The 13,445-nt window shown below is 73.9% G+C and carries 10 protein-coding genes and 1 pseudogene; 3 read left to right on the forward strand and 8 right to left on the reverse strand.

Annotation, left to right across the window (positions count from 1 at the left end; genetic code table 11):
* Positions 1–1,179, reverse strand: a pseudogene (locus ACFTWP_RS03315) (hypothetical protein); the annotation flags it as partial.
* Between the two features lie 63 nt (positions 1,180–1,242).
* The gene (locus tag ACFTWP_RS03320) at positions 1,243–2,244 is read right to left on the reverse strand and encodes an SMI1/KNR4 family protein (RefSeq protein WP_380262162.1); all 1,002 of its coding nucleotides are present in this window, start codon (positions 2,242–2,244) and stop codon (positions 1,243–1,245) included.
* A 622-nt stretch (positions 2,245–2,866) separates the two neighbouring features.
* On the opposite strand from ACFTWP_RS03320, the gene ACFTWP_RS03325 reads away from it, so the two are divergent.
* Positions 2,867–3,337, forward strand: coding sequence for a YwqJ-related putative deaminase (locus ACFTWP_RS03325; RefSeq protein WP_380262164.1), 471 nt, complete (start codon positions 2,867–2,869; stop codon positions 3,335–3,337).
* A gap of 52 nt (positions 3,338–3,389) precedes the next feature.
* Positions 3,390–3,923: an SUKH-3 domain-containing protein gene (locus ACFTWP_RS03330; protein WP_380262715.1), complete on the forward strand. Its 534-nt coding sequence runs from the start codon at positions 3,390–3,392 to the stop codon at positions 3,921–3,923.
* Positions 3,924–4,005: 82 nt separating this feature from the next.
* On the opposite strand, the gene ACFTWP_RS03335 is transcribed toward ACFTWP_RS03330, so the two are convergent.
* Positions 4,006–5,301: a sensor histidine kinase gene (locus tag ACFTWP_RS03335; RefSeq protein WP_380262166.1), complete on the reverse strand. Its 1,296-nt coding sequence runs from the start codon at positions 5,299–5,301 to the stop codon at positions 4,006–4,008.
* A gap of 303 nt (positions 5,302–5,604) precedes the next feature.
* Here ACFTWP_RS03335 and ppc point away from each other — a divergent pair, with 303 nt between their 5' ends.
* Positions 5,605–8,412 (forward strand): phosphoenolpyruvate carboxylase, encoded by a 2,808-nt coding sequence (gene ppc, locus ACFTWP_RS03340; RefSeq protein ID WP_380262168.1) that lies wholly within the window; start codon positions 5,605–5,607, stop codon positions 8,410–8,412.
* Positions 8,413–8,610: 198 nt separating this feature from the next.
* On the opposite strand, the gene ACFTWP_RS03345 is transcribed toward ppc, so the two are convergent.
* From ACFTWP_RS03345 to glmU, 5 genes are all read right to left on the reverse strand, one after another.
* Positions 8,611–8,922, reverse strand: coding sequence for a hypothetical protein (locus tag ACFTWP_RS03345; RefSeq protein ID WP_380262170.1), 312 nt, complete (start codon positions 8,920–8,922; stop codon positions 8,611–8,613).
* Between the two features lie 261 nt (positions 8,923–9,183).
* On the reverse strand, positions 9,184–9,765 hold the full coding sequence (gene pth, locus ACFTWP_RS03350; RefSeq protein WP_380262172.1) for an aminoacyl-tRNA hydrolase: 582 nt from the start codon (positions 9,763–9,765) through the stop codon (positions 9,184–9,186).
* Positions 9,766–9,875: 110 nt separating this feature from the next.
* On the reverse strand, positions 9,876–10,466 hold the full coding sequence (locus ACFTWP_RS03355; protein WP_380262174.1) for a 50S ribosomal protein L25/general stress protein Ctc: 591 nt from the start codon (positions 10,464–10,466) through the stop codon (positions 9,876–9,878).
* Positions 10,467–10,754: 288 nt separating this feature from the next.
* Complete coding sequence (locus ACFTWP_RS03360) at positions 10,755–11,732, reverse strand: ribose-phosphate diphosphokinase (protein WP_380262176.1); 978 nt, start codon at positions 11,730–11,732, stop codon at positions 10,755–10,757.
* 202 nt (positions 11,733–11,934) lie between these two features.
* Positions 11,935–13,401, reverse strand: coding sequence for a bifunctional UDP-N-acetylglucosamine diphosphorylase/glucosamine-1-phosphate N-acetyltransferase GlmU (gene glmU / locus ACFTWP_RS03365; protein WP_380262178.1), 1,467 nt, complete (start codon positions 13,399–13,401; stop codon positions 11,935–11,937).
* Between the last annotated feature and the right edge of the window lie 44 nt (positions 13,402–13,445).

The raw sequence follows: 13,445 nt of genomic DNA on the forward strand, positions 1-13,445 counted from the left end.
GCCCAGAGCGCCGCCGGCGGCCGGAGCGGCGCCGGGAGCCTGCCGCAGCCCGCCCGGCGGGGGCGGCGGCGGAACGCTCGCGCCGCGTCCGCCCCCACCCTGGGCGGGCGCGCCGCCACCGCGCAGGTCGGCGGGCGGCGGGGGCGGCGGAGCACTCGAACCGGAGCGGCCCAGGCCGCCCGGGGCCGGCGCGTCGGGCGCCGGGGCGCCCGGCAGGCCCATCAGGCCCGGCAGCGCGTCGGGCGAGGCCAGCATCGTCGGCGCGTGGTCCACGCCGGGGCCGCCTGCGGGCGGCGCCGGGACGCCCGGTGCGCCGGGCAGGCCGTCCGGGGGCGCCAGCATGGTGGCGGCGTGCTCGACCGGCGGCGGGGTGCCGGGTGCACCGGGCAGGCCGGCCAGGCCGGGCATCGCGCCGGGCGGGGCGAGCACGGTCGGCGCGTAGCCGTCGGCGGTCGGCGGGGCGGGGAACGGCGGCGTGGCGCCCGGCGGCGGCGGAGGCCCGCCCGGCAGGCCCTCGGGCAGCAGCACGGTGGCCGCGGCGTCCCCGGCCGGCCCGCCCGCGGCGGGCGCCCCGGGCGCGTCCCGGCCCGAGGGCGGGGCGAGCATGGTCGGCGCGTCCCCCGCCGGCCGGTCGGAGGCGGGCGGCGTGCTGAGGACGGCCGGCCCGGCGCCCTGGCCGTACCCGCCGGAGAACTCCGGCTCGGCGGCCGGCGGCGCGGGCTGCGGGACGGGCTGCCGCGCCGCGGGCTGCGGGACGGCGGGCTGCGGGGCCGCGGGCGTCGCACCGAGCCGCTCCGCCTCCGCGGCGATCGCCGCCGCACCGGCCTCCTGCAGCCACTGCGGGGGGCTGAGCAGGAAGGACGTCGCCTCGACCGGGCCGGGAGCCGGCCGGGCCGCACCCGCCGGGTTGGCCACCACCGGCCGCCCGTACACCTCCTCGTACTGCCGGACGACCTCGTTCACCGGCAGGGCCGGCCACAGGGTGCTCGCCCCGGTGTCACGGGCGATCACCAGGCGCACCTCGCCGCCGTCGGCCCCCGGGCCCTCGGCGGGATCCACCGACCAGCACACGAACCCCAGGTCGAACTCCCGGACCCGTACCTCGCGCTGCTGCGACCGCGGCACCCCGCCGTTGATCCAGTCGTCCGCGACTTCCTGCGCCTGCGCGTACGTCACCACGCCCGGTTCACCCCTGTCCGCTCAACATCCGTCCGCTGCCCGACCCGCCGCCCGCCGCGCATCTCAGCGCACCGGGACGGCCCGGGCGAACCCGCCGTCCACCATCAGCTCCGCCACCGTCTCCAGCTCCGGCGGGCTGCCGGCCAGCCGCAGCAGGAACGCGTCGAAGTCGTCCCCGCAGGGCAGCAGCAGCCGCGCCACCCGGTCCTCGGCGGCCTCCGGCCCGCCGGTGTCCCGGGCGTCGTCGTACAGGCAGGCCCAGACCGAACCGACGCCCTCGCCGCGCACCTTGAGCGCCAGGATGCCGCCCTGGGCGTAGGCGATGCCGAGGTAGTCCTTGGTCAGGTGGTCGCGCAGGCACTTGTTGGCGTAGACGAGGTCGTCGACGCCGTACTCCTCGCTGAGCGTCAGGAACGGCTGGTCGAGCAGCAGTCCGTACTCGGTGTCGAGGGCGACACCCACCGGGGTCCGACCGCCCGCCACCTTGAGGAACGCCCGGTAGGCGCCGGGCAGCCGGTGGCCGAGCCGCTCCTCGGCCCGCTGGACGAGGTCCTCGGAGACGCTGAGCGGGTCCCCGCCGTCCCTGGCCAGCGAGAAGTGCACCGGCCGCCGCTCCTGGAGCGGACGGGTGCCCCGCCGCCCGTGGTCCGCCGAGGAGCGGGCCAGGCCGCCGTGGTGACGCAGCAGCGCCTTCACCTCGACCGGGACGAGCTCCATCCGGCGCCAGCCGGGAGCCGCCCGGCCGACGGCGTGGTGCCAGGTCCAACCGGGCGGGGTGGCGACGGCCGTCTCCAGGTCCGCCCAGAGCTCATGGCCCTGGGTGAACAGCGCGGCGTTCGCCGAGACGAAGTCGGTCAGCCTCAACTCGTCGACGCCGAAGCCCTCCGGCGGGTCGGCGACCTCGGCGGCGGCCGCGGCGTACGCGCTGAAGTCCGGGTAGCCGAACTCGTCCACCCGCACCCCGGCCGGATGCCTCTGCGCCCGTACCGGGTCCGGGAACTGCACCACCTGACCCGCGTACGCCCCGTTGGGCGCGGCGGCGGTGCCGGGCCGACCTGTCGTCATCTGGGAGCCCCCACCTACTGAAGCCGATTGCTGGACACCAGGGTAGGGGGTCGGGCCCGGGCCCGGTCGCCCCGCCTGGAGGTTCGCCCGGACCGCCCGGACACCCGCCGCGCGGCACCCCGGCCCGTCCGCCCGCAGCCCGCGCCGGGCACGTGCGACGGCCGTCCGGACGAGAGCGGTCGCGGCCCTCCGCACGACCCGCGGGCAGCGGGGCACGGGGATCCGGATCAAGCCGGCAGCGGGGCGCGGGGATCCGCAGACGCGGCGGACGATTCGTGACGGCCGCGTGCAGATCCGGCCGGCGCCGCCGACCCACCGGCGCCGCCTCCCACACTCGGCACCCCGGATGCCCCATCATTCTCTCCCCGGCCCAACACCCCGGGTGCCCGACTAACAGTGGCGTTTGACAGGCTTGGGCCTGGACCGGAGCCGGTCCGACCCGCCATCAGCCCACACCACGGCGCTACCCACCGGTAGATCACAGACCGTTCCGGCAGCCCGTCCCGACGGACCGCCGCAGGCCCGGCCGGCGACCGACCGGCGGCGGGCCAAGACCCCGCGGGCACCCCGCCCCGGGCCCGCCCGGGCGCAGCACCGGAACCGCGCAGAACGAGGAGGCCGCATGACCGTCGTCGAGGAGACCACCCCGGCCGGCGCCCCCCTGCTGCGCCACCTCCGCGACAGCCTGCTGCCCGCGTTGGCGGCCGCCCTCTCCCTGCGCGGCGGCGAGGTGCTCACCCTGGCCGGCGACAAGGCCGAGCAGCGCCCCGACCTGCACCCCCTGATCGGCGACTTCCTGGACGCCCTGCCGGTCGAGCAACTGGAACGGTTCACCGGCCTGTGCCCCGAGGCACTGCTGCTCTCCCAACACCTGGTCGCGGTGGACACCGGCCGCTCCAAGCGCGCCGCCCGCAAGCCGCTGGGCCTGGGCGAGGCCCGCAAGTCCCTCAAGGGCGCCCGGCTCACCACCGTCCGGATCCGCGAGGAGAACGACCCCGCGCACGGCACCCACGCACCGCCCTGCCGCTCCTGCGAACCGCTGCTGGAGCACCTCGGCGTCCAGAGCGTCGCCGTCGGACCGCCCGGCCGCTGACCGGCCGCCGCACCACCGCACACCCACCTGTCCCCGACCGCCGGAGCACACCCTGAACCCGCTCAGCCCGACCACCACCCGGCTGCGACCGCGGTTCCCCGCCGACGTCGCCGCCGCCCTCAAGCAGGCCGGCTGGCACCCGGGCCGCTGGCAGATCCAGCAGGCCGAGGAATGGGCCGACGCCCTCGCCGGGTACGGCGCACCGGGCGACGCCCACGGCGTGCGGCACTCGGTCTTCCCCGCCGCCGTGGAGGCCTGGGCCGAGTTCGGCGGCCTCGCCTTCGAACCGGCCGGCGCCGGCCGCGACCTCGCCCGCACCCCGTTCCTGCTCGACCCGCTCTGCGGACTGCACCAGCCGCGCACCCTGGCCGACCTCGGCCGCGCCCTGGACACCAAGCTCGCCCCGCTCGGCGAGGAGATGTACGGCCGGGCGCTGCTCGCCATCGACGAGGCGGGCCGGGTCTACAGCCTGGACCACACCGGCGAGTGGTACCTCGGCGACGGCGTCGACCAGGCGGTCGCCGCCCTGCTGCTCGGCACCCTCCCCCAGCGGCTGCGCACCGCAGCCGACCCGCGGCCCGACTGACCCGGTCCCCGTCCCCGCGGGCGCCCCGCCGGATGTCCGCGGGGCGTCCGCGGTGGACGTCTCCCGGCTCCCGGCTCCCGGCTCAGCCGAGCAGCCGCTCCTCCTGCAGCGCCAGCCGCGAGGGCAGCACCGCCTCCACCCGGAACCCGCCGTCCCGCTCCGGCCCCGCCGTGAAGGTGCCCCCCAGCGCCACCACCCGCTCGCGCATCCCGACCAGCCCGTTGCCCCCGCTCGGCAGCCCGACCCGCTCCCCCGCCGAAGCCGGACAACCGTTCACCACCGCCACCCGCACGCCGTTCGGCACGTACGCCAGCAGGACCGCCACCAGCGCCCCGCCGGCGTGCTTGTGCGCGTTGGTCAGCCCCTCCTGCACCACCCGGAAGGCCGTCCGCTCCGCGTCGGCGCTGAACGGCCGGCGCGGCCCGCTCACGGTGAAGGTGACGGCCATCCCCGCCGCCTTCGACTGCTCGACCAGCCCCGGCAGGCCGGCCAGCACGTCCGGCCCCTGAGCCTGGTCCGCCGGCTCCGCGGCCATCCGCAGCACCCCGAGGATCTCCCGCAGCTCGTCCAGCGCCTGCCGCCCGACCTCCGCCACCAGCTTGGCGCTCTGCGCCGCCTTCTGCGGGTCCTTGGCGACGATCCGCTCCACCGCGCCGGCGTGCACCACCATCAGCGACACCCGGTGCGCCACCACGTCGTGCATCTCCCGGGCGATCCGGGTCCGCTCCTCCAGCCGGGCCCGGCGGGCCCGCTCCTGCGCCTGCTCGGCCAGCAGGTCCAGCTCCGTCTCCAGCCCGTGCGCGCGGTCCTTCAACGACTCCACCAGCCGCCGCTTGGCACCCACGTACAGCCCGGTGACCACCGGAGGGACCGTCAGCGCGACGCCGGCCAGCACCGCCAGCAGCACCAGCCCCCACAGCGGCGGACCGCCCTCCATCACCACGTGCGTCGAGGCCCCCGGCGCGAGCATCGCGGTCAGCACCATCCCGACCGACTCGGCGAGCGCCAGCCCCGACAGGGCCACCACCCGCCGGCGCCGCGAGGGCCACTCCCAGGTCGCCGCCAGCGTGTACAGCGACACCGCCAGCAGGACCACCCCGAACAGGCCCGGCAGGAACACCAGCGCGACCAGCACCGGAACCGCCGGCCACCGCCGGCGCACCACCAGCGTGGCCCCCGCCAGCACCCCGACCACCCCCGCGGCCACCGCGAGCGGCAACCCCGCTCCCAGTCGTCCCCCGACGAACTCGTAGGCCCCGATCCCGCACTCCAGCGCGGCGAAAGCGGCCAGACCGACATCCAGAAGCGCGCTACGGCGCCGCTTCCACCACCACAGCGGCCGAACCGGCGGCGCGCCCTCCCCAGGCGGGTTACTCATAGCCGACAGCCTAGGCGCTGGCGGGATCCCGTCCCCCGCCCCACGCCCCTCCCACGTCTCTCCCGCCCCGCTCCCGCGGCGCGCCGCACCGCCCCACCGGCACCACAAGTGGTCCAGACCTCTTCGGAGGGGCCCGCCCCCGACAGGCCACGGCGTCCGAACGTGTCCGCGATCCGGCCACCTCTCGGACGCGGGCCACCCACACACCTATGCTGGTCGCGTCGGACAGCGCGGTCCGCACGCGTCACCGTCACCCAGGTGACAAGAGCCGTTGCCGAACCCCACCACCACAGGGAGCCAGCCGTGACCGCTCCGGTCCCCACCCCGGCGGACAGTCCCAACGCCGCCGCAGGTCCGATCGCAGACAACGCCGCCCTGCGCGCGGACATCCGCCGCCTCGGCGACCTGCTGGGCGAGACGCTCGTCCGTCAGGAGGGCCCGCAGCTGCTGGGCCTGGTCGAGCAGGTCCGCCTGCTCAGCCGCACCGACGGCGAGGCGACCGCCGAGCTCCTCTCCGACATCGACCTGGAGACAGCGGGCAAGCTCGTCCGCGCCTTCTCCACCTACTTCCACCTCGCCAACGTCACCGAGCAGGTGCACCGCGGCCGCGAGTTCGCCACCCGCCGCGCCCGCGAGGGCTCGCTGCTCGCGCAGACCGCCGACCAGCTCGCCGAGGCCGACCCCAAGCACCTCGAGGACACCCTCGCCCACCTGGCCGTCCGCCCGGTCTTCACCGCGCACCCCACCGAGGCCGCCCGACGCAGCGTCCTCAACAAGCTCCGCCGGATCGGCGAGCTGCTGGAGCGCGTCCACCGCGAGCACGTCGCCTCCGGCCTCTCCACCACCGACCCCGCCCGGCACTCCTCGGCCAAGCGCCAGGCCGACCGCCGCCTCGCCGAGGTCATCGACCTGCTCTGGCAGACCGACGAACTGCGCATCGCCCGCCCCGAGCCGACCGACGAGGCCCGCAACGCCGTCTACTACCTGGACGAGCTCTACCGCGACGCCGTCCCCGAGGTCCTGGAGGAGCTCCACGAGGAGCTCGCCAGAGTCGGCCTCACCCTCCCCGAGGGCGTCCGGCCGCTCACCTTCGGCACCTGGATCGGCGGCGACCGCGACGGCAACCCCAACGTCACCCCGCAGGTCACCTGGGACGTCCTCAACCTGCAGCACGAGTACGGCATCAAGGACGCCCTCGCCGCCGTCGACGACCTGCGCAACTCGCTCTCCACCTCCGAGCGGCTCGCCGGCGCCTCCGTCGAACTCCTCGCCTCGCTCAACAACGACCTGCACGTCCTCCCCGAACTCAGCCCGCGCTACAAGCGGATGAACGCCGAGGAGCCCTACCGCCTCAAGGCCACCTGCGTACGGCTCAAGCTGGAGAACACCCGCGAGCGCCTCGCCCACGGCACCCCGCACGTCGAGGGCCGCGACTACCGCGGCACCCGCGACCTGATCGCCGACCTCAAGCTGATCCAGGACTCGCTGCGCAGCCACCGCGGGCAGCTCATCGCCGACGGCCGGCTCGCCCGCGCCATCCGCACCATCGAGGCCTTCGGCCTCCAGCTCGCCACCATGGACGTCCGCGAGCACGCCGAAGCCCACCACCACACCCTCGGCCAGCTCTTCGACCGGCTCGGCGAGGAGGCCTGGCGCTACGCCGACATGCCCCGCGAGTACCGCCAGAAGCTCCTCGCCAAGGAGCTCCGCTCCCGCCGCCCGCTCGCCCCCACCCCCGCACCCCTCGACGCCGCGGGCACCAAGACCCTCGGCGTCTTCAACACCATCCGCGAGGGCTTCGAGCGCTTCGGCGACGAGATCGTCGAGAGCTACATCATCTCCATGTGCCAGGGCGCCGACGACGTCTTCGCCGCCACCGTCCTCGCCCGCGAGGCCGGCCTGATCGACCTGCACGCCGGCATCGCCAAGATCGGCATCGTCCCGCTGCTGGAGACCACCGACGAACTCCAGGAAGCCGACCGCATCCTGGACGAGATGCTCTCCGACCCCTCCTACCGGCTGCTCGTCTCCCTGCGCGGCGACATCCAGGAGGTCATGCTCGGCTACTCCGACTCCTCCAAGTTCGGCGGCATCACCACCTCCCAGTGGGAGATCCACCGCGCCCAGCGCCGCCTGCGCGACGTCGCCCACCGCTACGGCATCCGGCTGCGCCTCTTCCACGGCCGCGGCGGCACCGTCGGCCGCGGCGGCGGCCCCTCGCACGAGGCGATCCTCGCCCAGCCGTGGGGCACCCTGGAGGGCGAGATCAAGGTCACCGAGCAGGGCGAGGTGATCTCCGACAAGTACCTGCTGCCGTCCCTGGCCCGCGAGAACCTCGAACTCACCATCTCCGCCACGCTCGCCGCCTCCGCCCTGCACACCGCCCCCCGGCAGGCCCCCGAGGAACTGGCCCGCTGGGACGCCGCGATGGACCAGGTCTCCGAAGCCGCCCACACCGCCTACCGCGCCCTCGTCGAGCAGGAGGACCTCCCGAAGTACTTCTTCGCGGCCACCCCCGTCGACCAGCTCGCCTCGCTCCACCTCGGCTCCCGCCCCTCCCGCCGGCCCGACTCCGGCGCCGGCCTCGACGGCCTGCGCGCCATCCCCTGGGTCTTCGGCTGGACCCAGTCCCGCCAGATCGTCCCCGGCTGGTACGGCGTCGGCTCCGGCCTCGCCGCCGCCCGCGCGGCCGGCCTCGGCGACGTCCTGGACGAGATGCACGGCCAGTGGCACTTCTTCCAGAACTTCCTGTCCAACGTCGCCATGACGCTGGCCAAGACCGACCTGCGGATCGCCCGCCACTACGTCGAACAGCTCGTCCCCGCCGACCTGCACCACGTCTTCGACCAGATCGTCGCCGAGCACGAGCTCACCCTCAAGGAGGTGCTCCGCCTCACCGGCGAGAGCGAACTCCTGGAGCACAACGAGGTGCTGAAGCAGACCTTCGCCGTCCGCGACGCCTACCTCGACCCGATCTCCTACCTCCAGGTCGCGCTGCTGCGCCGCCAGCGCGAGCTGGTCGCCCAGGGCCGCCCGGAGGACCCGCTGCGCGCCCGCGCGCTGCTGCTGACCGTCAACGGCATCGCCGCCGGCCTGCGCAACACCGGCTGATCACCGGCACCAGCACCAGCACCGACACCGCGCCCGCCGGCCACCGCCGGCGGGCGCCGTGCTGCCCGGAGTACCCCGGCATGCCCCGCCCGCTCGCCCCCGCCGCGCCCGGGAAGCAGCACGGGGCCGGCCCCGGTCACCCGGAGCCGGCCCCACCGCCGAACGTCATCCCCCCGCCGGCCGCCCCGCGGCCGGGCCTCAGTGCTGGTCCAGCACCCCGGAACGGCGCCGCTTCAACCACAGCGCCGCACCGCCGGCCACCACCACCAGGCCGCCGCCGACCGCGACCAGCCCCGCGTCCCCGCCGACCGAATCACTCAGCACCGGCGCGAACTCGGCCGAGGCCGGCGCCGGGGAGGAGGCCACACCCGTCCCGGGCTCGGCGCCCTCCGCATGGGCCGGGGTCGCCATCGACAGCAGCACTCCCGCCGCGCCCAGCGCACCGGCCGCACCCACCCGCCGGCCGAACCGCGCCAGCCTCACCACCCGCGCGCGACGCAACCGTCGCACGCGCTGCATTCTCCGCATCGAGCACTCCCCAGACCCCATCGCGTACCCGACCGACCGTATCCGATCGGCCGGGCGCATCTCACGCCGGATCAGACGACGACGGGCAAGCGTTGTAACACCGTTGCGTACGGGGCGCACCGTGCCGTACCGGCCTTCCCGGAACCACCTCGGGACGGGCCAGGGCCAGGTGGGACGGCCCACGGGCACTTCTGACCACCGGTCAGCCGGCAGGCGGACGGCAGTGGACCGGCGGGCGGCGAATCAGGTGTTGTACGTCCCCTGGGCCCGCTCCAGGCCCTCCGAGAGCAACGCCTCCACCGCGTCGGCGGCCCGGTCCACGAACCAGTCCAGCTCCTTGCGCTCCGCCGCGGAGAAGTCCTTCAGCACGAAGTCCGCCACCTCCATCCGCCCCGGCGGCCGGCCCACCCCGCACCGCACCCGGTAGTACCCGGGACCCAGCGCCTTGGTGATGGACTTCAGGCCGTTGTGCCCGTTGTCGCCGCCGCCGAGCTTCAGCCGCAGGGTCGCGTAGTCGATGTCCAGCTCGTCGTGGACCGCCACGAGGGCGGAGGTCGGCGCCTTGTAGAAGTCCCGCAGACCCGCCACCGGACCACCCGAGAGGTTCATGAACGTCATCGGCTTCGCCAGCACCACGCGCTGCCCCGCCAACCGCCCCTCGGCGACCTGCGCGCGGCTCTTGTGCGCCTTGAACTTCGCGCCCATCCGCTGCGCCAGCAGGTCCGCCACCATGAACCCGATGTTGTGCCGGTTGCGGGCGTAGCCCTCCCCCGGATTGCCCAGGCCGGCCACCAGCCAGGGCCCTGTGTACTCGTCGTCGCTCATCAACCGCTCCTCAACGTGCCGTCCCGCACATCATCCCGGACACACCGCTGCCCCGGCCCTCCGAAGGGGGAGGGGCCGGGGCAGCGGGCTACTCAAGCAGTGCGCGGGGCTCAGGCCTCGGCAGCGGCCTCGGCGGCCTCGGCGTCGGCGTCGGCCTGCGAGGCCTGGGCGCCGATGACCTGCAGGACGACGGTGTCGGCCTCGACGGCCAGCGTGGTGCCCTTCGGCAGGGTGATCTCACCGGCGGTGATCGAGGCGCCGGCCTCCAGGCCCTCGACCGAGACGGTCACGGACTCGGGCAGGTGGGTGGCCTCGGCCTCGACCGGCAGCGAGTTCAGGACGTGCTCGAGCAGGTTGCCACCGGGGGCCAGCTCGCCCTCGGCGATGACCGGGATCTCGACGGTGACCTTCTCGCCGCGCTTCACGAGCAGCAGGTCGACGTGCTCGATGGTGCGCTTGATGGCCTCACGCTGCACGGCCTTCGGGAGGACGAACTCGTCCTTGCCCTCGATCGGCACGACCAGCAGGGCGTTCGGGGTCTTGAGCGCCATCATCAGCGCGTGGCCCGGCAGGTTCAGGTGCACCGGGGCGTGGCCGTGGCCGTAGACGACACCGGGGACGAAACCGGCGCGACGGGCACGACGGGCGGCACCCTTGCCGAACTCGGTACGGGTCTCAGCGTCAAGGCGGATCTCGGACACGACTGCACTCCTCGTGAAATAACTGGCGCGGGGGTGCAGGCAACGCGAAAAAACCGCCGGGACCACACCCACAAGTACGATTGGGGGTCACTCGGCGGCCTACGACCTCTGCCAGGAACCGGCGGAACCGGCCTGAGCAGCGCGTCGATCACGGAGCGCACACCCGTGGAACGGGCACACGACATCCCTCGCCGAGCAGTCTCACGAGTCTAACCGCACCGGCCGTCAACCGTGAAATCGGCAGCGGCCCCGATCCACCGGGGATCGGGGCCGCTGCCGGACACTTCGTCAGTGCACGCCCTCGAAGAGGCTCGTCACCGAACCGTCCTCGAACACCTCGCGGATCGCGGCCGCGATCGACGGCGCGATCGACAACGTGGTGATCTTGTCCAGCTGGATCTCGCCCGGCGTGGGCAGCGTGTTCGTGAACACGAACTCGCTCACCCGCGAGTTCTTCAGCCGGTCCGCCGCCGGACCGGACAGCACGCCGTGCGTCGCCGCCACGATCACGTCCGCCGCACCGTTCTCGAACAGCGCGTCCGCCGCGGCACAGATCGTGCCCGCCGTGTCGATCATGTCGTCCACCAGGACGCAGACCCGGCCCTTGACGTCGCCGACGACCTCGGCCGACAGGATCGTGTTCGCCTGCGTCATGTCACGACGCTTGTGGATGATCGCCAGCGGCGCACCCAGACGGTCCGACCACTGGTCCGCCACCTTCACCCGGCCCGCGTCCGGCGACACGATGGTCAGCTTGGAGCGGTCCACCTTCTCGCCCACGTAGTCCGCCAGCAGCGGCAGCGCGAACAGGTGGTCCACCGGCCCCGAGAAGAAGCCCTGGATCTGCGCCGTGTGCAGATCCACCGCCATGATCCGGTCCGCACCCGCGGCCGCCAGCAGGTCCGCCACCAGACGGGCCGAGATCGGCTCCCGACCGAGGTGCTTCTTGTCCTGCCGGGCGTACCCGTAGAACGGCAGGATCGCGGTGATGCTGCGCGCCGAAGCCCGCTTCAGCGCATCGATCATGATCAACTGCTCCATGATCCACTGATTGATGGGAGCCGTGTGGCTCTGCATCACGAAGCAGTCCGCACCACGCGCCGAATCCAGGAATCGAACGTAGATCTCACCATTGGCGAAGTCCAGCGCCTTGGTCGGGACGAGCTCGGTGCCCAGCGCCGCGGCCACCTCCCTCGCCAGCTCAGGGTGGGCACGGCCGGAGAAGAGCTTCAGCTTCTTCTCACCCGACGTCGTGATCCCGCTCACTGCACCGTCTCCTCGTGTTGCTTACGCACATGAACCCGCCACACCGCGGGCAGGCAGCCGCCTGAAGCGATGGAGGTCGGGGATTGGCGGTACGCCCCAGCACAGGCCCAAAGCCCAATGGCGCACGTATGTCCTCCAGGTTACGCGCCCGAGCGACAAGCGTCCGCTCCGGACCAGCCCTCGGACCCCCCGACCAACCCCCTCAGGCCCCCGCCGCCCCGTCCGCACCAGCACCCGCAGCAGCAGCCGCCTCCGCCGACGACGTCCCGGGGCGCTTACGCGCAACCCACCCCTCGATGTTCCGCTGCTGCGCCCGGCTCACACCCAGCGCACCCGCCGGCACATCACCCGTGATGACCGACCCCGCCGCCGTGTACGCGCCGTCCCCGATCGTCACCGGTGCGATGAACATGTTGTCCGAACCCGTACGGCAGTGGGCCCCGATGACCGTCCGGTGCTTGTTCACACCGTCGTAGTTCACCGTCACCGACGCCGCCCCGACGTTCGTCCCCTCACCGATCGTGGCATCCCCGATGTACGACAGGTGCGGCACCTTCGCACCCTCGCCCAGCTCCGAGTTCTTGATCTCCACGTACGTCCCGGCCTTCGCCTTCCGACCGAGCCGCGCTCCCGGACGCAGGTACGCGTACGGACCCACCGAAGCCAGCTCGCCCACCTCCGCACGATCCGCCGTGGTGTTGCTCACATGCGCCCCCGCACCCACCCGGGTGTCCCGCAGCGTCGAGTTCGGACCCACCTCACAGCCCTCGCCCAGATGCGTCGAACCCTGCAACTGCGTGTTCGGCAGCACCACCGCGTCCGGCTCGTACGACACCTGCACGTCCAACCAGGTCGACGCCGGATCCACCACCGTCACACCCGCCCGCATCGCCCGCTCCACCAACCGGTCGTTCAACAGCCGGCGCGCCTGCGCCAGCTGCACCCGGTCGTTGATCCCCAGGATGTCCCGGAAGTCACCCGCCACCACCGCGCCCACCCGGTGACCGCCCGTCCGCAGGATCTCCAGGGTGTCCGTGAGGTACTCCTCACCCTGCACGTTGTCCGTGGTCACCCGGCCCAGCGCATCCGCCAGCAGCTTCGCGTCGAACGCGTACACCCCCGAGTTGATCTCCGCGATCGCCCGCTGGTCGTCCGTCGCGTCCTTCTCCTCGACGATCGACGCCACCGCACCGTCCGCGTCGTCACGCAGGATCCGCCCGTAACCGAACGCGTCCGGCACCACCGCGGTCAGCACCGTCACCCCGTTGCCCTGCTCCTCGTGCGCCCCCACCAGCGCCGACAGCGTCGCACCCGTCAGCAGCGGAGCGTCCCCGGTCGTCACCACCACGGTGCCGTCCAACTGCACGCCCGACTCCGCCAACACCTCCAGCGCCGTCCGCACCGCGTGCCCGGTGCCCTTCTGCTCCGCCTGCAGCACCGACCGCGCCGCCGGGTACTCGGCCGCCAGGTGCGCCTCCACCTTCTCGCGCATGTGCCCCACCACGACGACGAGCTGCTCCGGAGCCAACTCCTGCGCGGCAGCCACCGCGTGGCCCACCAGCGAACGGCCGCACACCTCGTGCAACACCTTCGGCAGGCTGTTCGACTTCATCCTCGTCCCGCCACCGGCGGCGAGCACGATGACAGCGGCAGGGGAATTGGCACTCACGCTGGAGGCTCCTCGGTCGGTTCGCAGGGAGGGCGGAACAGCCT

Source organism: Kitasatospora sp. NPDC057015, from assembly GCF_042673745.1.
Lineage (GTDB): Bacteria > Actinomycetota > Actinomycetes > Streptomycetales > Streptomycetaceae > Kitasatospora.